The sequence below is a fragment of the Zunongwangia sp. L-65 genome (genome assembly GCF_056859415.1).
In genome coordinates, this window is the sequence record NZ_JBSXOK010000076.1 from 144811 (window position 1) to 165129 (window position 20319).

Genomic DNA, 20319 nt, shown 5'->3' on the forward strand with positions numbered 1-20319 from the left:
CTTTATTTTTTAGAAAGTCAGGGCTGGGTAAAAGAAAACTATGAATTTACATTTAAAGTGCTAAAACTAAGCTAAGATGCACGGCTAAAAGACTAAAGAATTGTAATTTGCTGTGCAAAATAAGCTAGCAGTTAATGTCTATACTACCCGAGAATTTTACACGCTATCGTAAATTTTTCAGTTTTATGCTGAAATATGCTAATAGTGATCTTTTTAAGAAAACTACAGCGAATGCGTTTGATGATGCTACCAGTGAAAACAAAAATCAGGATAACTTTGATCGTTCTCCCGAAGAATTGGTAGAAGATTTAAAAAATATGGGGCCTACCTATATTAAATTAGGGCAATTGCTTTCTACAAGACCAGATTTATTACCTGATGCTTATCTTAAAAAACTGGCAACCTTACAGGATGATGTTACACCAATTCCTTATGAAGAGGTACATAAGATTGTAGAAGAAGACCTGGGCACACGTATTTCTAAAGCCTTTGATACTTTTGAAGAAAAACCAATCGCCAGCGCCTCTATTGGTCAGGTGCATTATGCTACTTTAAGAAGCGGTAAACCGGTAGCCGTTAAAATTCAGCGTCCCGGAATTAAACGTAAGTTTCTGGATGATATGGATACGCTCCAGGAAATGGCAGAACTTGCGGTTAAACACTCCAAAATCGCTAAAAAATATGCGATAGATACCGTTTTAGCTGAATTACGACGTATCTTATTAAACGAACTTGACTATTCCAAAGAGCAGCAAAACCTTATTACGCTTAAAGAAAACTTACTCCCATATAACTACCTTATCGTACCGGCACCGGTTCCCGACTATTGTGGCAGTAGGGTGTTAACCATGGATTTTATCGACGGAAAGAAAATAACCTCTCTTTCCCCGCTTAAGCAACTAGAAGTAGATTATGCTCCAATGGTCGATCAACTTGTAGAAGCTTATTTACAACAGATCATTAACGATGGTTTTGTACATGCAGATCCTCATCCCGGGAATATACAGTTTACAAAAGATAGTAAAATTGCGCTTATCGATCTTGGCATGGTGGCTAACTTTACCAGCCACATGCAAGAATGCCTGCTTCAGCTTTTAATCGCCATTAGTAATAATAATGGCCCGGAGACAGCTCATATTATCATTAACATGAGTGAGACCGATGAAGACAGTGATCTGGCCACCTTCAATAAAATGATTAGTGACATCATTATGGAAAGTGAGAATAGCCCGGCAAAAGAATTACAAACCGGAAGATTGCTTATTCAGTTAAATCGTTTGGCTGCAGAAACCGGAATCCATATGCCTGTTGAAGTAAATATTCTGGGTAAAATATTGTTGAATATGGATCAGATCATTGCTGTTTTAGATCCGGAATTCGATCTTAGGGTCGCAATAAAAAAACATGCTCAGGAAATCATGCAAAAGAAAATGTATGAGGAGCTAAAACCAGAAAATTTCTTTTCCATGCTTCTGGAGTCCAAAAAACTGATAGAGCATATTCCCGAACGCCTAAACAAAATTACCGATAATCTTGCAGAGAATAAATTTAAGGTAAATATAGAGGCATTAGATGAAGAGCGGCTAACCGATGGGTTTCAAAAAATAGCCAACAGGATCACTTTAGGGATTATCATTGCCGCAATGATTATTGGCGCGTCAATGCTTATGCAAATCCCTACAGATTTTGTGATTTTCGGATATCCTGGCTTCGCCATTTTATTCTTTATCCTTGCCGCTTTTATGGGAATTTGGTTAACCTATGTGATTATTTTTAGAGATAATAATCTTAACAATAAAAAATAAAACTCCATTTTTCCAGTTCAATTTGAAATAGTATTTTTCGGAAATTTAGAATTATAGAATAATCTGTACTAGCCATTAGCGATCAAACCTTTAGGAATGTATAGTGTAAGGAATAATAAAATATTACATTATTTCAGCTTATTTATAGGCCTGGTGATCCTAAATATCAGTGTTGATTCACCAGATATCAATAAGAAATGGCCTGAAGATCTTAGCTTAAACGACCAGGAAAGTATCGTAGAAATTGTTCTGGAAAAGATTATGGGTTTTGAAAATGCTATTCCCGAATACGACGACAGTGATAATGAAAGTCATCTCATTAAAAAACACTTTTCGGTGGATCTTTATGTATTAGATAAAAAATCAGAATTTGTTTTCGACGTCGCTCTTCAGAAATTAATAAATTCAGAATATAAGTTTAAATACTACGACTTCTATCCCGAAACTACCTCACCTCCTCCCGAAATTTAGATTCTAATTCTTCATTAAGGGTTTCATTGGCCGATCCAGCCCATGCCGGTATCGGTAGATCAATACCCTAAATTTTAAAAGTTTTTCCGAATAATAGTCTGTAGGGCATGCTAAGCTTTTTGCATTTACGTCCCAACAAATTATTTTTTACTAAACAATTGAATTACACTGATCGTGCAATTAGCAAAGATTAGTGATTACCTATTTGAATAAAATCTAAACATATAATGAACAATATTATAAGTAAGCTTATACTTCCTGTTTTACTGGTAAGTACAGGGATCACCGCTCAACATCATAAAGAGCATCCAACCGATAGTCTTCCTGCTAAAGTTTTACATGCTGAACCTTTGTATATCGATTTAATTCGGGATCTGGGAGCCAGGAAAGGAGAAAAAGAATGGAATATTGGTGTAGGACTAACCGATAACGAAAAATATGATGAATATACGGCATTGGTAGAGTATGAATGGGCTCCTATGGATCGATTAGGATTAGAAATCGAACTACCATTCTCCCTTTATTATCCGGGCAGAAACAACTCGGCACCCGGGAGCAATCTAAACAGTATAAAAATGGCCGGGCAATACAGCTTTCTGGTTTCAGAAAAGCATCAGGCCTCTATGGCTATTGGATATATTCAGGAATTTACCATGACACAATTTAATAATTATGGGCGTGGAAAACTTTTTACAGGTTTGGTCTATAATCCGTTTTTAATCGCTGCAAAACGTCTTGGTAGTAATTTTCACTCGCTTATTTATACCGGGCCAGTGTTCGACCATCATTTTAATAACGACAATATTGCCACAATCTGGCAAATCAATTCAAATATTCATTACATGATTCCGGGTACTCGTAACTTTATTGGTGTAGAATTTAATAAAGAAATCTACAATAACACCTTCGATATGACGATTAGGCCACAAATGCGCGTAGACCTAAGCGACAATTTACTAGTGGGGATTGTGACCGGAATCCCGATAAATAAAAATAGTGAACGGTTTAGTTCATTCTTAAGGCTTATTTACGAACCTTAACATATTAAACACACAGATTTAAGAATAAGGAGTCTTAAAAAAGGCTCCTTATATTTTAAAGAAAATACCTCAGGCCAAATCAAAGAGGCATTTATTAGAAAATTATTTTTTATTTCGAGGCATCCTGATCCCCAATGGAAACGGAACTTTTAATCTCGATTATCGAGTCAATTTTGTATAATTTATCTGCTGTTTTTGTAGAAAATAAGAAATAGCAGTATTTTTCAGTTTTAACCCTAAACAACATAATCACTAATGAAGAAAATTTTTACCCTCATTTGCGCACTTATAACTTTCTCTTCTTTTGCCCAGCAGGTAAAAGTTCCTGTAGATACTACCGTAGTAACCAATCATTCGGTAACCATCAAAGGAAAAAACATCAATTATTCGGCTCAGACCGGGATGCAACCCGTATGGGACGATCAGGGCAATCCTATAGCCAGCCTGTATTACACGTATTATAAAAGAAGTGATATCAAAAATACCGAAAACCGGCCTTTGGTGATTTCTTTTAATGGAGGTCCCGGTTCTGCATCAGTATGGATGCATATTGCGTACACCGGACCAAGAATTTTAAAAATCGATGATGAAGGTTATCCTGTACAGCCCTACGGAATTAAAGAAAATCCATATTCGATTTTAGATGTTGCCGATATTGTCTATGTAAATCCAGTAAATACCGGTTATTCCAGACCAATTCCTGATGCTGATGGTAAGGTTGATAAAAGCAAATTCTTTGGAGTAAATCAAGACATTAGCTACTTGGCTGAATGGCTAAATACTTTTGTTACCCGTGAAAATCGATGGCTCTCACCTAAATATTTAATTGGGGAAAGTTACGGAACGACCAGAGTTAGTGGTTTGGCTTTAGAACTTCAGAACAGCCAGTGGATGTATTTAAACGGTGTTATTTTGGTTTCTCCAACCGAATTGGGAATCGACCGTGAAGGTCCCGTTGAAATCGCAAACCGCTTACCTTATTTCGCAGCTACCGCATGGTATCATCAATTACTTCCGCAGGAATTACAAAGTAAATCTTTAACCGATCTTTTGGATGAAGTTGAAGCCTACAGCATTAACGAATTACTTCCGGTACTGGTAAAAGGCGGGTACGCCTCTGAAGCTATTCAAAATACCGTTGCCGAAAAAATGGCATACTATTCCAGTATCGATAAAAAAGTATATCTTCAGAATAATTTAGAATTGCCTATAAGAACTTTCTGGAAAGAACTGAAACGTGAAGATGGCTTTACCGTGGGGCGTTTAGATTCCCGATACTTAGGAATCGATCGTAAGGATGCTGGTGAAAACCCCGATTATAATGCCGAATTAACCTCCTGGCTACATTCCTTTACCCCTGCCATCAATTATTATTTACGGGAAGATCTTAACTTTAAAACTGATCTTAAATACTTTATGTTTGGACCGGTACATCCATGGGATCGAAGCCGCGATAATTCCGGTGAAAATTTAAGACAGGCCATGGCTCAAAATCCTAATCTGGATGTGATGATCCAATCTGGATATTTTGATGGCGCCTGTACTTATTTTAATGCCAAATACTCTATGTGGCAATTAGACCCTAGCGGAAAAATGAAAGACCGACTTTCTTTTAAAGGTTATGAAAGCGGGCATATGATGTACCTGAGAAAAGCTGATCTCGAAACAGCAAACGAAGATATTCGCGAGTTCATTAAAAATAGTTTACCTGCTGCAGGTGCTTCAGCAAAGTACTAAATACCTATTATTCATTAAAAAAGCCTTTCCTGATTTAGGAAAGGCTTTTTTAATATTTCACAATGTGAAATAAATTAAATCCCCTGTTCACTTAACAGAAAGGATTTTAAATCAGTATAATCCTTAATCGAAATTGCTTTCTTTTCCTTTTTTAAAACTTCTTTTATAGCATCCGGAATTTCGATTTCTTTACCAATCGCTTCCTGAACAGTTTCTCTAAATTTACAGGGATGTGCCGTCTCTAGAAAAGCACCTACTTCATCTGGATTTGTCTTAAAATGCTCTTGCAGACCAAGATACCCTACCGCTCCATGAGGATCCATAACATATCCCGTTTCTTTATAAACCGATTGCATGGCTTGTTTAGTTTCCTCGTCATTGTAACTAAAACTGGTAAGGTTTTCTTTTACATTTCCATACTCGTTTTGAAAAAGTTCCAAAATTCTTACAAAATTGCTGGGATTCCCAATATCCATCGCATTCGAAATGGTTGAAACACTTGGTTTTGGCTCGTAATTTCCGGTTTCCAAATAATCGGTTACTGTTCTGTTTGCATTATTAGAAGCAATAAAGTGCTTTATGGGAAGTCCTAATTCTTTAGCAACCATCCCCGCACAAATATTCCCGAAATTACCACTCGGCACAGAAAACACAATATCTTTCCCTTCGGAAGCTAACTGCCGATAAGCTAAAAAATAATAGAACATCTGCGGAAGCCAACGTGCTACATTTATCGAGTTTGCGGAAGTTAACTGTCGCTTGGATTGAATTTCTTCATCTAGAAAGGCCTGTTTTACCATATCCTGACACTGGTCGAAAGCACCATCAATTTCTAAAGCCGTAACATTTTCACCAAGGGTGGTTAATTGTTTCTCCTGAATTTTACTCACTTTACCTTTAGGATACAGTATGACTACATCAATACCTTCTACTCCTAAAAATCCATTGGCAACTGCTCCACCGGTATCTCCCGAAGTTGCAACAAGTACCGTTACTTTTCCTACCTCGTTTTTTGTGATAAAATATCCTAAACTACCTGCCATAAAACGAGCGCCTACATCTTTAAAGGCTAAAGTAGGGCCATGAAAAAGTTCTAAAGTATATACATTGTCCTTCACATGTACTACCGGAAATTCAAAATCTAAAGTTGTAGCAATAATTTCTTTTAGGTCCTTTTCTGGAATTTCATCGCCTACAAATTGTTTAATTGCATGATACGCGACTTCAGTTTGTGACATATTAGGCAGTGCCGCAAAAAAAGAATCTGGTAATTTTTGGATATGTTCTGGAAAATATAATCCTTTATCTGGAGCAAGACCTCTAATTACGGCATTCTCGAAACTAGAAGAATGAGTTCGATTATTCAGACTAAAATATTTCATGTTTTCTATAAGATTTTAACTCCTTCAGGGTTAATTTTTGATAAATGAAGATCGTAAGTGATACTTTGTTTTTCCATAAATTGAGCAATACTGGATTTTACCTTTTCAGCATTTTCTTTACCACGGCACATGGCATAAACCGATGGCCCGGAACCCGAAATCCCAAAGCCAAGTGCTCCGCTTTCTAAAGAAATAGTTTTAATTTCATCAAAATACGGGATTAAAATTGAACGAATAGGTTCTACAATTTCATCTTTAAGGCTTCTACCTAATAATTCGTAATCTTTCGTATATAAAGCACTTACCAAAGCTCCCAAATTTCCCCATTGGCTCACGGCCTTATCCAAACTAATATTACGTTTGATAATGGCACGAGAGTCTTTGGTTTTCACCTCTATTTGAGGGTGAAGAATCACCACATTCAATTCTTCAGGAGACGGCAAGGATAACACTTCTAACGGCTCATAACTTTTTACCAGTGTAAACCCACCAAGTAAAGCGGGGGCTACATTATCGGCATGGGCATTTCCGCTGGCCAATCGTTCGCCTTCCATTGCAAAAGGTAACAATTCAATATTTTTCAATGGAGCACCTAAAAGCTTATTTACGGCAAAAACAGCACCGGCAGAACTGGCAGCACTACTGCCAATTCCGCTTCCTGCTTTTATTTTTTTATAAATCTCGATATCAAAACCTTCGTTCGATTGTAGCTTTTCAAGCATGGCCTTAACCGCTACACCCGCTACGTTTTGATCCACTTCTAAAGGAAGATCCTGCCCTTCCAGCTTAGTGATTCTAAGTTTGTGAAGATCATTTTTTTTAATGATCATCTCGTCCCCAACGTTATCCAGGCAACAGCCCAATACATCGAAACCACAGGAAAGATTAGCTACCGTAGCCGGAGCAAAAACTTTAATTTCTTCCATCGTTATTTTTTACCTATTCGTATAACATCGGCAAAGATTCCAGAGGCCGTAACATCGGCTCCGGCACCTGCTCCTTTTACGATTAATGGTTGCACACTGTAGCGATCTGTAAAAAACAATACAATATTATCGCTACCACTAAGATTGTAAAAAGGATGCGCTGCATCCACTTTTTGTAAGCCTACAGAAGCTTTTCCATCTTCCAGCTGGGCGACGTATTTTAATTGAGCTCCATCTTTAGCAGCATCTTCGTATATTGCTTTAAACTTACTTTCGTCTTCCTGAAGTAAACTGAAGAAATCTTCATTATTCTCTGTATTCAGACTTTCTTCAGAAAGGAAGCTTTCATTTTCGATATCGCTAAGCTCCATTTTTAGTCCGCTTTCGCGAGCAAGGATCAATATCTTACGTGCTACGTCTACTCCGCTTAAATCGATCTTAGGATCGGGTTCAGTATAGCCTTCTTCCATAGCCTGTTCTACCGTTTTATAGAATGGTGCAGTTCCATCATAGGTATTAAATACAAAATTTAAACTCCCTGAAAGTACTGCCTGAATTTTATGAATTCTATCTCCAGAAGCAATTAAGTTTTTAAGGGTATCTATAATTGGTAATCCTGCACCAACATTGGTTTCGTAAAGGAAAGACGCTCCGTATTCCCTCGAAAGCTCCTGTAAATGTTGATAATTCACTAAATCATCTGCAGCTGCAATTTTATTACAGGTGACCACGGCAATAGAATTTGAAAGATATTCTTTATACCACTTGGAAATCTCAGCACTCGCCGTGTTATCGACAAAAATACTGTTACGCAAATTGAATTCTTTTACCTTATTAAAGAAATTATGCTTACTGGCTTTTTCACCGGCATCAAGTAATTCTTGCCATTTGCTTAAATCCAGTCCGTTTTCATCAAAAACCATCGTTCTGGAATTTGATAATCCCAGTACACGAACTTTAAGCCTTAATTTTTCAAGAAGGTATTTTTCCTGCTTTTCTAATTGCGACAAAAGTTTACTCCCCACATTTCCAACTCCGGTAATGAACAGGTTTAGTTCTTTAGACGGCACTTCAAAAAACTGCTCATGTAACGTATTTAGTGCCTTATTAATATCTTTTTTCGCAATCACCGCCGATATATTACGCTCTGAAGATCCCTGGGCAATCGCCCTGATGTTAATATTGTTATTTCCAAGAGCACTAAACATTTTACCGCTTAAGCCGTGGTGACTCTTCATACGATCGCCCACTAAAGCGATAATCGCTACATTTCCTTCTATTTCTACGGGTTTTATTTTCTGATAATCGATCTCTACGGCAAAAGCTTCATCTAAAGCTTCTTTTGCTGCCTGAGCTTCATCACCCTTTACGGCAACACAAATACTATGCTCTGAAGAGGCCTGGGTGATCAATACTACATTGATATTTTCCTGATATAGAGTTTCAAAAAATCGTTTTGAAAAACCAGGAATACCAACCATACCACTACCCTCGATATTCAGCAGTTTAATATCATCTATATGCGTAATGCCGGTAACCCATCTAAAATTTTCTTTACTGGATTTTGAAATTAGCGTCCCCGCATCTTCTGGGGAAAACGTATTTTTTATATGAATTTGAATGCCTTTGTCTAACAATGGCTGTAGCGTTGGCGGATATAGAACTTTTGCTCCAAAATGTGATAATTCCATCGCTTCCTGATACGATATATTTTGAAGTGGATAAGCCTGGTGTACCACATTTGGATTGGCAGTGTACATACCGTTTACATCGGTATAAATAATCACTTTTGCCACATCTAAAGCACCACCAAAGATGGCTGCGGTAAAATCACTACCGCCTCTTCCCAAGGTACTGGGAACGCCCTGTTCGTTTTTAGCGACAAAACCTGGAACTACAAATAAACTAGCATCATTTTCTTTGAAATACTGTACGATGTTTTTATTGGTCTGCTCGTAATTAAGCTGAATCTTTTCATTATTATTCTTACAAACAATTAATTCCCTGGAATCGATTAAAAGCGCATCTGTCGCCAGGCTTTTAAAATATTCAGCTATAATTAAAGAGGATAAAATTTCTCCAAAACTCGAAACCACATGTTTGGTTTTATTGGATAGCTCATTAAGCAAATAAACACCTTCGTATAAGGTTTCCAGTCGATTAAACTCGGTTTTCACCTTGCTTAAAACTCCGCTTTGATTTTGAACAGGAATTAATTCTTTTACCGCATCCAGGTGTCTTTTCTCGTTCTGAGCCAGAATTTCTTTATAGGCTAAATCTTCTTTAGCCGCTAATTCTGCCATTTTTAATAGATCGTTGGTTACCCCACCAAAGGCTGAAAACACAGCAATGGTTTTATCTTGTTGCACATGCTTTTTTACAGTTTCGGCTACAAGTTTGATTCGCTCCGGAGAGGCCAAAGAAGATCCTCCGAATTTTAGAATATTCATAAGAATAATTTAATAGTTTGAAATAAATAGTTTTGAGTTCGTTGTAAAACGTGTGTGAGTGCGGACGGAAAATTATATACATACTACCCCAAAGGGGTAATAATTGTACGAGTAATAATAATAGAAATAGCAACTCCTGTTGTAGAAGTAATGTTTGAATTGCTATTTAATTTAATACTCTTCATTGTTTTCCTTAAAAGATGTTATAAAAGTATAGAAATAAGGAGATATAAAAAACTAAAAACACACATTTGCCGAAAAAATATGAGATTATCATAATTTCATAAAAACAAAAGCCCGATTTTTATCAAAATCGGGCTTTTGTTCCTTTTATTTCAATGGAAATATTACAATCCGCTAATATAACTTCCATAGAGATCATTAAACTGAATCCCTTTTGTATATCGTTGCTTGCTTAGTTTTTTAAATTCCACTAATCCCCAAAGCAAAAATTCCTTTAGAAAATATGTATCGGTCTTCTCCATTTCCGGCTGATATTTTTTGATCAATTCATTTAACGGGCCTACCTCATCTAGTCTTTTCTTATATTCTTCATCAGTAAGATCATCTGGCAGCTCAAAGCCGGTTTGTTCAAAAAACCATTCTATCAGGTCATCATATGGTGTTTTCTCATCTGGTCGTTGCAATTTTTCAATCTTGGGAAAATAATTAGGGAATAAGGTTTTTACCGCATCTCCAAGTAATTGTGTCGCCACGGCGGCAGCTCCTTCCTGCTCCCCTTCGTAAACCAATTCTACTTTACCGGTTACTGAAGGAATTACGCCCATAAAATCACCGAATCGCAACAATGTTTTATCTTCCTCATTTTTTAAAGTTCTGCGCTCTGCCGTACTCAAAAGATTTTCGTACGCTGTTATACTCATTCTGGCACTAATACCGCTCTTCTCATCTATAAATTCACTCTCTCGAGCTTCAAAACCAATTTGCTCCAGCAGGTCTTTCGCCAGTTCTGGCACATAAACCATATCGGTTTGTCTGGAATCTAACTTAGCTTCTTGCTGAGTAATGGTCTTGGCGATCTCTATAGTTTCAGGATAGTGTGTTAAAATCTGCGAGCCAATCCTGTCTTTAAGTGGTGTTACAATACTACCGCGATTGGTATAATCTTCAGGGTTTGCAGTAAATACAAATTGCATATCTAAAGGCAGCCTTAATTTAAAGCCGCGAATCTGGATATCGCCCTCCTGAAGAATATTGAACAACGCCACCTGAATTCTGGCCTGTAAATCGGGTAGCTCGTTAATTACAAAAATACTACGATTAGCACGTGGTATCATTCCAAAATGAATCACACGATCATCTGCATAACTCAATTTTAAATTGGCTGCTTTAATCGGATCTACATCGCCAATTAAATCGGCTACCGTAACATCTGGGGTGGCCAACTTTTCAAAAAATCGCTCACTCCTGTGGATCCAGATAATAGGTGTTTGGTCTCCTTTTTCTGCGATGAGTTCTTTGGCATATCGCGAAATAGGGTTTAAAGGATCGTCACTAATTTCTGAACCTTTAACCGCCGGGATATATTCGTCCAAAAGATTGAGCATTAAACGCGCTAATCTTGTTTTAGCCTGCCCGCGTAATCCTAATAAATTAATGTTATGTTTAGATAATATCGCACGTTCTAACTCGGGAATGACAGTATCGTCGTACCCATGAATTCCGGTGAATGAAGCTTCTTTCTTTTTAATTTTTGCAATTAAATTATCACGAAGCTCATCTTTGATGCTTTTACTTTTATATCCTGAAGATTTGAGTTCTCCCAGGGTTTTTACTTTCTCCATATTCATATCTTCTTTTTCTTTTAGCCTCTAATTCTTTTTTTTCTATTGGTTTCGTAATCTTCAAAAATCATTTCTCCAAGTCCCTGAAGTCCGGTATAAAATGCTTTTCCCTGATTTGCCTGTGTAAATTCCCTTATAAACTGCATTAAATAAGGATCTTGTGCAATCATAAATGTAGTAATAGGGATTTGAAGTTTACGTGCCTGTTGCGCCATGTTATAGCATTTATCAACAATATATGGATCTAACCCCATACTGTTTTTATAATAACTGCCATCGCGTTCTCTAATACAGCTTGGTTTACCATCTGTAATCATAAAAATTTGCTTATTGGTATTTCGCTTTCTACGCAAAATATCCATAGCGAGCTTTAACCCATCCACCGTATTGGTATGATACGGCCCTACTTTTAAATAGGGTAAATCTGCAATAGAAACCGGCCAGGCATCATTTCCAAAAACAATAATATCCAACGTATCTTTTGGGTAACGTGTAGTAATTAATTCGGCCAAAGCCATCGCAACTTTTTTTGCCGGAGTGATACGATCTTCACCATACAGGATCATACTATGACTAAGATCGATCATTAACACGGTACTCATTTGAGATTTGTAATGCGTTTCTTCCACCACCAAATCATCATGCGTCATATTAAAATCACCAATACCATGATTAATCTGGGCATTCCGTAAACTTTCAGTCATCGAGATCCGGTCTAAAGAATCGCCAAACTGATAATCCCTAAAATCGCCGGTATGCTCATCGCCACGACCTACGTGACTGGTACGGTGATTCCCGGAGTTTCCTTTTCTCATCTTTCCGAAAATCTGATCTAATGCCTGTTGCCGTATGGCTCTTTCGGTTTTGGCGGTAATCTTTAAATTTCCTGATCCATCTCCTTCTCCTTCACCATCTGGATCTATTTCTTCTTTAATATACCCCTTCTGTTTCAGGTCTTCAATAAAATCGTCAATGGTATATTCGCTGGTCGTAAGTTGGTATTCTTCGTCCAACTGGCGTAACCAGTCTAGCGCTTCATCTAAATCACCAGAAGTATGGGTGATCAATTCTTTAAAGATTTCGAAGAGCTTTTCAAAAGGGGTGATGTTAGGTTCCTCGTACTTCTTAAAAACAAAACCCTTTTCCTTCATTTTATCTTTCTTCTTCATACTTTAAAATTACGCTTTTTTCGATAGAATTAAAATTCAACATTTCATAAGTTTAAAAAATGGATCAATTCATCACCAATCCCGTGAGAAATCAGCTTTATTAAGTTATTCTTTTCTTAAATACTTTTAAAATTTCCTGAATAATCAGAGATTTGAAGTTGAAATTGACCGAAAAATTTCCAACATAAAACGAACATCAGCATGGACACCGCTGAAATTATCATACTTTTCCTAAATTTTATTTTTTTAATTCCGACTTTAGCCTCTATTACCCGGTTTGATCAATGGTGGATTAGAGGATTTGATTTTCCCAGAATACAAATTTCAGTTTGTATTATAATTACGCTGATCTTGTGCTTTATAGTCTATGATTTTTCCAAAACATGGCATTATGTTGCAACAGTTTTACTTTTCTTAAGTTTGATTTATCAGTGCGTCAAAATATTCCCATATACCATACTTGCGAAAAAACAGGTTATTAAATATAAAGGAAAAGAAGATAACGCCACTATTTCTATCCTGGTAAGCAATGTTCTTACCCCTAATAAGCATCCAGAAAAATTAGTTGCACTGGTTAAAAAAAGACAACCGGATATCCTTTTAACTTTAGAAACAGATAAACGTTGGGAAAATGTTTTAGAAGAGATAGAAGATGATTATAAATATACTATAAAAGTTCCGCTGGATAATCTTTATGGAATGCACTTATACTCGAAGCTAGAGTTGATAGATGCAGATGTTCATTATCTTGTACAGGAAGACATTCCATCCATTCATGGCTATGTAAAACTTAGAAATGGTACCAAATTAAAGATCCATTGTTTACATCCTATGCCTCCAAGCCCTACTGAAAGTTATACCTCTACCAACCGAGATGCTGAAATTTTAATGCTGGGAAGAGATCTTTCTCCGGAAGACCGTAAGGTTTTGGTGTTTGGCGACCTTAATGATGTAGCATGGTCCAGAACTACGAAGCTTTTTCAACAAATGAGCGGATTGATGGATCCACGTATAGGAAGGGGATTTTTTAATACTTTCCATACCGGATATCGTTTGTTTCGTTGGCCGTTAGATCATGTTTTTCATTCCAAAGACTTCACCTTAATAGAGATTGCCAGGGAAAAAAGTATTGGTAGCGACCACTTTCCTATGTATATAAAATTAAATTATGATCCCAGAGCTGCGGCGGTGCAGGAAGAGTTAGAATTGGAACGCGAGGACGAATTATGGGCTCATGAAAAAATTGAAGAGGCGCATCCTCTAGAAAAAAGCATAAGAATCCCTAAAAAAATTCGTTAATAGATTTCAGTTGTTTTACAACTTCATAATGTTTGACGGTTACGGGTTTTTCAATATAATCAATCACCCTTTGATAGGTTTCTGCCCTACTTCGATCTTTTTGGTCTATGGATGAGGTGACCATAATTACATGAATCTGATCATACAATACATGTTTTTTAATCTTATCTAAAAATTCCCACCCCGACATTAAAGGCATATTAATATCCAGAAAAATAAGATAAACCTTTTCCTTATTTTCCAGATTTTCTGGCTTATTTAAATATTCTAAAGTTTCAAGAGCACTTTTAAAAATGATTGGTTTAGATGAAATTTTGCATCTAGAAATCATTTTTCTTTGCATCATTAAAACAATATCATCATCATCTACCAATATGACTTCCAACATAATGTAGGTTAATATTAATGTTCTACATAGATTTAGGGCAATAAATCTATTTATAATATGTTTTTTGCGCTATGTTTCGTATCACAGCATCTAAATCCTCGGCGGAATTTAATATATTTTCTAATAAATTCTTAGTTTCTGTAGTATTATTTTCATTATACTTCAATAAATCAACTAAACCCATGATTTTTGCCAAAGGCGCTCTAACCGTATGGGACTGCTCCCAGGCAATTTCCTCTAGCTTGCGGTTTCTATGTTCGATTTGTTTAATATACTCTTTCTGCTGTGTAATATCTTGTTTAGAGCCAATAATTCTTTGTGGTATATCCTGTTTATTATAAAGCACATAACTGCGATCTAAAAAAGTTTTATAGCTTCCATCAGCACATAAAAACCGGTACTCCAAACTAAAAAATCTTTCCTTTGCGCGCAGGGTTTTTTCGACCTTATTCTTGATAAATTTTCGATCGCTCTCATGAACCTTCTTATACCACCATTTTGTAAAATCCTGTTTTTCTATTTTCCTGGGATCATAACCACAAACTTTATAAAAGCCTTTAGAAATTTGAACCGAATTATTAAGTACATCAAAATCGGTTATAATATCACTGGTCGCTTCAGAAATAATTTCATACCTGGATAAACTTTCTGACAAACGATTTCTCTGCTCTACCAAATCTGTAACATCCCGGCTATTGATAACTATTCCTTCAATGGGCGTATAATTTATTAAGTTGGATAACTTTGTTTCTAAATAACGCCAGTATCCCATCCCATCTTTCACCCGGTAAAATGGAAGGCCTATTTTGCTATTATCCCCATGTTTTATCGACTTTACTACCGTCTTTAAAAATTGCTGGTCTTCCGGATGTATATCATCAAAGAAGTTTCGTTTTTTTAATTTCTCTGGCTTTAATTTTAAGATATTTTCTACGCTTGGGCTAATATAACTATAATTAAAATCTCGATCTAGAATCGCTATCAAATCACTCCCCTCCTGGACTAACGATTTAAAACGCTCTTCACTGTCTTTTAATGCCTGTCTTATTTTAATATTTTCGGTAATGTCTTCAGCAATGGTCAAACGAGCTTCCTTTTGATCATAGTTAATTGGTGAACTATAAAAATTCACCTTGATTTCAGTACCGTCTTTCTTTACATAACAGGCCGTGTCGTGCAAAAAATCATCCGTAAATTGCTTGATCAATAATTTTAATTTTTCTTTTTCTTCCCGCGCCCATAAATCACTGGCTTTCATGTTTAGAAACTCTTGTTCAGAATATCCATAATGATCTATTGCCGCCTTATTTACACTTAAATATTTTAAAGTATAGCGATCAATAACCCACATAGGTAAAGGTGAGGAGTGAAATAATGTTTTATAATTATCTTCAGATTTACTTATCTGCTGCTTATATTCTTTACGCTTAATCGCAAAATATATACTTCTTTTTAAGGATGGAGGGTTTATTTCAGAAACATGAATGTAATCCTCGATCCCCAGAGCAAAAGATTCATAAGCATGTTCCCTGATTTTGCTGTTAGATATGATTAAGACCGCAAAATCTTGCTGTTGCACAACAAAATTCAAAATCTCTGTGATATCAGTTTCCAAATAGCTTAGCTGGAGTATTAGTATATCAAAATCACAGTTTTCAAAAAGAATTCGCTTAAGGGAGTTAAGACCACTGCACTGGGAAATATAATTGTTTGGATATTGTTTTAAAGCACGTAGAATAGTTTCACTTTCTTCTATAAAACCAAAAAGTAGGATATGTACAGGAAGGGATTTATGCATAATTAAAAATGGAGAGTTAAAACCCTGAGTTCTACGTATAAATTAAAAAAGGGCGTTTTAAATTTAAGGTTTTAAAACCAAACTTAAGAATTAAAATATTTAATTTTAGAAAAATTATTTAGCAAGACTGAATATTTAAGAATAATGACTGATAATTTTTTGCCCTTTTAAGCAAAACAAACTACTTTTCAAAAAAAGTAATTTAGATGTTTTCATTCTTCTCAAAGAAGTATTTTTTTGTAGATCTATTAGAAGGGTTTACTGATTTTCATAATCATATCCTACCAGGTATCGATGATGGGTCGCCCGATGTGGAGACCAGTCTTCAGCTTATACAAAAATTTGGAGAGTTTGGCGTAACCAACTTTGTGCATAGCCCTCACGTCATGAACGATTATTATCCCAATACTCCAAAGACAATTAATGCTGCACTTGCAGAGTTACAGGCTGTACAACCAGCCCATATTAAAAATTCGGCCGCTGCAGAATATATGATGGATCAATCCCTAATGGATAAACTCTCTGAAGAAAAATTGCTAAAAATTTCAGGCAATTTTAGTCTGGTAGAAATGTCTTTTTTACAACCGCCAATTAACCTTAAAGAAATTATTTTTACCCTTCAAAATAAAGGTCATGTCTTAATATTGGCGCATCCAGAACGTTACGGATTTTTCCATGAGCCCAGCCTAAGAAAATATACCGATCTAAAAAATCGTGGCTGTTATTTTCAGTTAAACATGCTCTCTCTTAGTGAACACTACGGTAGAGGAATCCAGAAAATGGCTTTTAAATTACTGGAAAATCAAATGATTGATTATATAAGTAGTGATACCCACCGGTTGGAACACCTTGAAAAATTACAGAACATCAAACTGAAATCTAAAGAAATGGAAATGTTAAAGCCTGTTGTAGAAAAAAGTAAAGGGCTTTTTGCTTAAACCTGATAATTATCAAAGATACTTTGTTTATCCTGAATCAGCATTTTATCGCTAAGTAATAGATGTAACTGCTCAGGAAAATCATCTTTGATTTTAGTGCTATTCACAATCAAAAATGATTGTTGGTGGATTGGCGTTTCGTCTTTAGCAATTAATTGCTCCCGCTCTTTTTCCCCTCCTTTTAAACCGGTGAGCATAATTTTTCCCGATTGATGGTACAAAAACAAATTCGCCAATGTTTTTAACGCCACAGGATATTCATTAAATATCGTAAAAACACTACCCGATTTTCTATTGGCTAATATAAAATCAGTAAGACCAAAAACTTCCTGAAGTGTAAAAAAATAGCGATAAGCTTCGGGCTTAGTCATCATAATCGCATTTTTCCATCGTAATTGCCTTTTCCAAATTGGTAATACTGAACCCGTACTTCCTAAAACATTACCAAACCTAATGGTTTTAAAATCGGTCATGCCGCCAAGATTTGAAAACCAAAAACACAGTTTTTCTGCCCAACACTTACTCTTTCCCATCACCGATTTAGGCTCCACCGCTTTATCGGTAGATAATAAAATACACTGTTCTGCTTTATAGGTTTCCGCTAAATAAAAAATAATATACGTTCCTGCGATATTATTCTTTATCACTTCCTCAAGCTCATTTTCCAGTAACGCAACATGCTTATATGCCGCAGCATGAATCACAATTTCTGGCTGAAATTCCTCAAAAATAGCGGTCATCCTTTCCCGGTTAGTCACATCGGCAAGTAAGCATTGCATTTTTGCATTGGGATACAAAGCCTCCAGTTCTTCTTTTAGATAAAACAAAGCAGTTTCTGCCTGATCTACAATAATGATTTCTGAAAAGGAATCTGAATAATATTTTACCAAAGCAGCACCTATAAATCCTGCTCCGCCGGTAATCAGTAATTTTTTATTTTTCTGCTGAAATTTACCCGGTGCTATTCGTTCCGTTTTATATAAATCCTGAAGCTGAAATTCTTTAAAATTGAAATCATTTTTTTTCCAATTCTGAAGCGCAAGAGTAAATACGTTAGCTTTTGCACTTATCATTTTCTCTAAAAAAGCGGCTTTGATCCCAAAATCAGATTTATATTCTTCTTCAATATAAATTACTGAAGATTGATTTTCTAACAGTTCCAGGTTTTCTAATTCTAGAGAGTTGATCGTTTTTTTATCGAAAATAAGGACGTTTGACCTCACCCAATTTTGTCGAAGAAAATCTGAAACTTCTATAAGCTTTGATGCTTCTCCAAATACGATAAGCTGTTCTTTAAAATTTGGTTTAATCATGTTTTATTGCCGCTAATATTTCGGTTTTAATAAAATTAAGGTCTGCTGAAGTCATCGCCGTTCCCGATGGTAAACATAAGCCATTTTCAAAGATCGTTTCGGCAACAATACTTCCGTAGAAATCAAATTCGGTAAAAACAGGTTGTGTATGTAAAGGTTTCCAAATACGCCGACTTTCGATATTCTTTTTTGCTAATAGCCTCATCAAATCCAATGCTGATATTTGCAATTTTTCCTTATCCATTTCTACAATACTCAACCAGTGATTACTTTTATATTCTGAAGAGCATTCGTCAAACATCTGAAAACCGTCTATATCATTTAAAAAAGAAGCATAAAATTGCTGAATTTCACGCTTCTTTTTGGTTCGCTCTTCCAAAACATCGATTTGCGAAAGTCCAATGGCCGCTAAAACATTGCTCATTCGATAATTATAGCCTATCTCTTTATGCAAATAAAAATCTTCGTTTTCCTTAGACTGTGTGGCCCAAAAAATAGCTTTATTTTTCTGAATATCATCCTGGCAAACTAGTGCTCCCCCTGCCGAAGTAGTAATAATTTTGTTTCCGTTAAAAGAAAATAACGCCAAATCGCCAAAACTACCGCAAGCTCTGTTCCTATATCTACTTCCCATAGCCTCAGCCGCATCCTCAATAATTGGAATTTCATATTTCGCAGAAATTCGATGAATTTCATCCACCTTATAAGGCATCCCATAAATATGCACGGCGATTATTGCTTTAGGTTTCTTTCCTTTCTTAATTTGAGAGGTGATGGCTTCCTCTAAATAAACCGGCGATAAATTATAGGTTTCTTTTTCGCTATCTACAAAAACAGGTGTTGCACCTTCGTACAGAACCGGATTTACCGAAGCGGCAAAACTTAAGCTCTGGCAAATCACCACATCTCCCTTACCAATATTCAATAACTTTAAAGCTAAATGTAAAGCTGAAGTTCCTGAATTTAAAGCAACCACATGCCGATCTTGGCCTCCTAAAAATGAAGAAATTTTAGCTTCAAATTCACCAATCTGAGGACCAACGGGAGCAATCCAGTTTTCCTGAAAAACCTGCTGAATTTTTTGTAGTTCGTTACCGCTTATGTGCGGCGGTGAAAGCCAGATCTTCTTCATCAACTAATGAATTTCAGGAAATATAGGTTATTCTGCTTTCTTTTTAGGAATTACATGATCAAAATTTACGGCATCATACCCATTAGCACTGTATATAGTCTTCAGCAAAATTTTAAGATCAAAAACAAAACTCTGATGTTCGATATAATAATTATCCAAACGGAATTTCTGCGGCCATTTTAGCGAATTTCTACCGGTAATTTGTGCCAGACCGGTAATTCCCGGTAGTACGCGATGCCTATCTCGCTGTAATTTATCCTCGAGATTGATATAATACACCGGTAGCGGCCGGGGACCAATAAAACTCATTTCAAACTTAAGAATATTAAAAAGTTGTGGAATTTCATCTAAACCCGATTTTCTAAGAATTCGGCCAAATCTGGTAACACGCAGTTCTTCCTTTAAAAGTCTTCCTTCAGCATCTTTCTTATCATTCATTGTTTTAAACTTATAAATCCTAAAACTTACGGCATCTTTCCCTACCCGCTCCTGAATAAAAAGGGGATAAAAACCATCGAAAATAAGGATAAGTAAAATGATAAGTACAAAAACCGGTAGAAATAACAATAGTGTAAAAAGCGCAAAAACAAAGTCGAACATACGTTTAACGTACTTGCGGTACATATTGAGATACTTTTTAAAATTAAGTACGGAGGAATCTGACTA

The 20319-nt window shown here is 36.1% G+C and carries 16 protein-coding genes; 6 read left to right on the top strand and 10 right to left on the bottom strand.

What is annotated here, in order from left to right:
• The first annotated feature begins 134 nt into the window (after window positions 1–134).
• The 4 genes from AC13DP_RS17930 to AC13DP_RS17945 all read left to right on the top strand — a co-directional run bounded on the left by AC13DP_RS17930 (window position 135) and on the right by AC13DP_RS17945 (window position 5053).
• Window positions 135–1805, top strand: a complete 1671-nt coding sequence (locus tag AC13DP_RS17930) for an ABC1 kinase family protein (RefSeq protein WP_013071699.1) — start codon at window positions 135–137, stop codon at window positions 1803–1805.
• 96 nt (window positions 1806–1901) lie between these two features.
• Window positions 1902–2276: a hypothetical protein gene (locus tag AC13DP_RS17935; protein WP_272957088.1), complete on the top strand. Its 375-nt coding sequence runs from the start codon at window positions 1902–1904 to the stop codon at window positions 2274–2276.
• 227 nt (window positions 2277–2503) lie between these two features.
• A complete protein-coding gene (locus AC13DP_RS17940) occupies window positions 2504–3316 on the top strand; it encodes an HAEPLYID family protein (protein WP_483068235.1) in 813 nt (270 codons plus the stop codon).
• A 255-nt stretch (window positions 3317–3571) separates the two neighbouring features.
• Complete coding sequence (locus AC13DP_RS17945; protein ID WP_013071695.1) at window positions 3572–5053, top strand: S10 family peptidase; 1482 nt, start codon at window positions 3572–3574, stop codon at window positions 5051–5053.
• Window positions 5054–5127: 74 nt separating this feature from the next.
• On the opposite strand, the gene thrC is transcribed toward AC13DP_RS17945, so the two are convergent.
• The 5 genes from thrC to AC13DP_RS17970 form a co-directional block, all read right to left on the bottom strand.
• The gene (thrC, locus tag AC13DP_RS17950) at window positions 5128–6435 is read right to left on the bottom strand and encodes a threonine synthase (RefSeq protein ID WP_483068236.1); all 1308 of its coding nucleotides are present in this window, start codon (window positions 6433–6435) and stop codon (window positions 5128–5130) included.
• A gap of 5 nt (window positions 6436–6440) precedes the next feature.
• Window positions 6441–7361 carry a homoserine kinase gene (locus AC13DP_RS17955; RefSeq protein ID WP_483068237.1) on the bottom strand — a complete coding sequence of 307 codons (921 nt, stop codon included), beginning with the start codon at window positions 7359–7361 and terminating at the stop codon, window positions 6441–6443.
• Between the two features lie 2 nt (window positions 7362–7363).
• On the bottom strand, window positions 7364–9811 hold the full coding sequence (gene thrA / locus AC13DP_RS17960) for a bifunctional aspartate kinase/homoserine dehydrogenase I (RefSeq protein WP_483068238.1): 2448 nt from the start codon (window positions 9809–9811) through the stop codon (window positions 7364–7366).
• Between the two features lie 347 nt (window positions 9812–10158).
• Window positions 10159–11622, bottom strand: a complete 1464-nt coding sequence (locus AC13DP_RS17965; RefSeq protein WP_483068239.1) for a magnesium chelatase — start codon at window positions 11620–11622, stop codon at window positions 10159–10161.
• Between the two features lie 14 nt (window positions 11623–11636).
• Window positions 11637–12785: a vWA domain-containing protein gene (locus tag AC13DP_RS17970; RefSeq protein WP_483068240.1), complete on the bottom strand. Its 1149-nt coding sequence runs from the start codon at window positions 12783–12785 to the stop codon at window positions 11637–11639.
• 201 nt (window positions 12786–12986) lie between these two features.
• Between AC13DP_RS17970 and AC13DP_RS17975 the strand changes: the two genes are divergently transcribed.
• On the top strand, window positions 12987–14084 hold the full coding sequence (locus AC13DP_RS17975) for an endonuclease/exonuclease/phosphatase family protein (RefSeq protein ID WP_228249874.1): 1098 nt from the start codon (window positions 12987–12989) through the stop codon (window positions 14082–14084).
• Here AC13DP_RS17975 and AC13DP_RS17980 read toward each other — a convergent pair.
• Window positions 14068–14472 carry a response regulator gene (locus tag AC13DP_RS17980; protein WP_483068241.1) on the bottom strand — a complete coding sequence of 135 codons (405 nt, stop codon included), beginning with the start codon at window positions 14470–14472 and terminating at the stop codon, window positions 14068–14070. The two genes, AC13DP_RS17975 and AC13DP_RS17980, sit on opposite strands and share 17 nt — an antisense overlap.
• A 46-nt stretch (window positions 14473–14518) precedes the next feature.
• Window positions 14519–16270 (bottom strand): PAS domain S-box protein, encoded by a 1752-nt coding sequence (locus AC13DP_RS17985; RefSeq protein WP_272957083.1) that lies wholly within the window; start codon window positions 16268–16270, stop codon window positions 14519–14521.
• A gap of 206 nt (window positions 16271–16476) precedes the next feature.
• Here AC13DP_RS17985 and AC13DP_RS17990 point away from each other — a divergent pair, with 206 nt between their 5' ends.
• The gene (locus AC13DP_RS17990; RefSeq protein WP_228249876.1) at window positions 16477–17208 is read left to right on the top strand and encodes a tyrosine-protein phosphatase; all 732 of its coding nucleotides are present in this window, start codon (window positions 16477–16479) and stop codon (window positions 17206–17208) included.
• On the opposite strand, the gene AC13DP_RS17995 is transcribed toward AC13DP_RS17990, so the two are convergent.
• From AC13DP_RS17995 to AC13DP_RS18005, 3 genes are read right to left on the bottom strand one after another with little or no spacing between them, the layout of a single operon-like run.
• A complete protein-coding gene (locus AC13DP_RS17995; RefSeq protein ID WP_272957082.1) occupies window positions 17205–18521 on the bottom strand; it encodes a polysaccharide biosynthesis protein in 1317 nt (438 codons plus the stop codon). The genes AC13DP_RS17990 and AC13DP_RS17995 overlap by 4 nt on opposite strands.
• Window positions 18514–19653, bottom strand: coding sequence for a DegT/DnrJ/EryC1/StrS family aminotransferase (locus AC13DP_RS18000; protein WP_347405611.1), 1140 nt, complete (start codon window positions 19651–19653; stop codon window positions 18514–18516). The genes AC13DP_RS17995 and AC13DP_RS18000 overlap by 8 nt, the downstream gene beginning before the upstream one ends.
• Window positions 19654–19680: 27 nt before the next feature.
• The gene (locus tag AC13DP_RS18005; RefSeq protein ID WP_228249879.1) at window positions 19681–20277 is read right to left on the bottom strand and encodes a sugar transferase; all 597 of its coding nucleotides are present in this window, start codon (window positions 20275–20277) and stop codon (window positions 19681–19683) included.
• Between the last annotated feature and the right edge of the window lie 42 nt (window positions 20278–20319).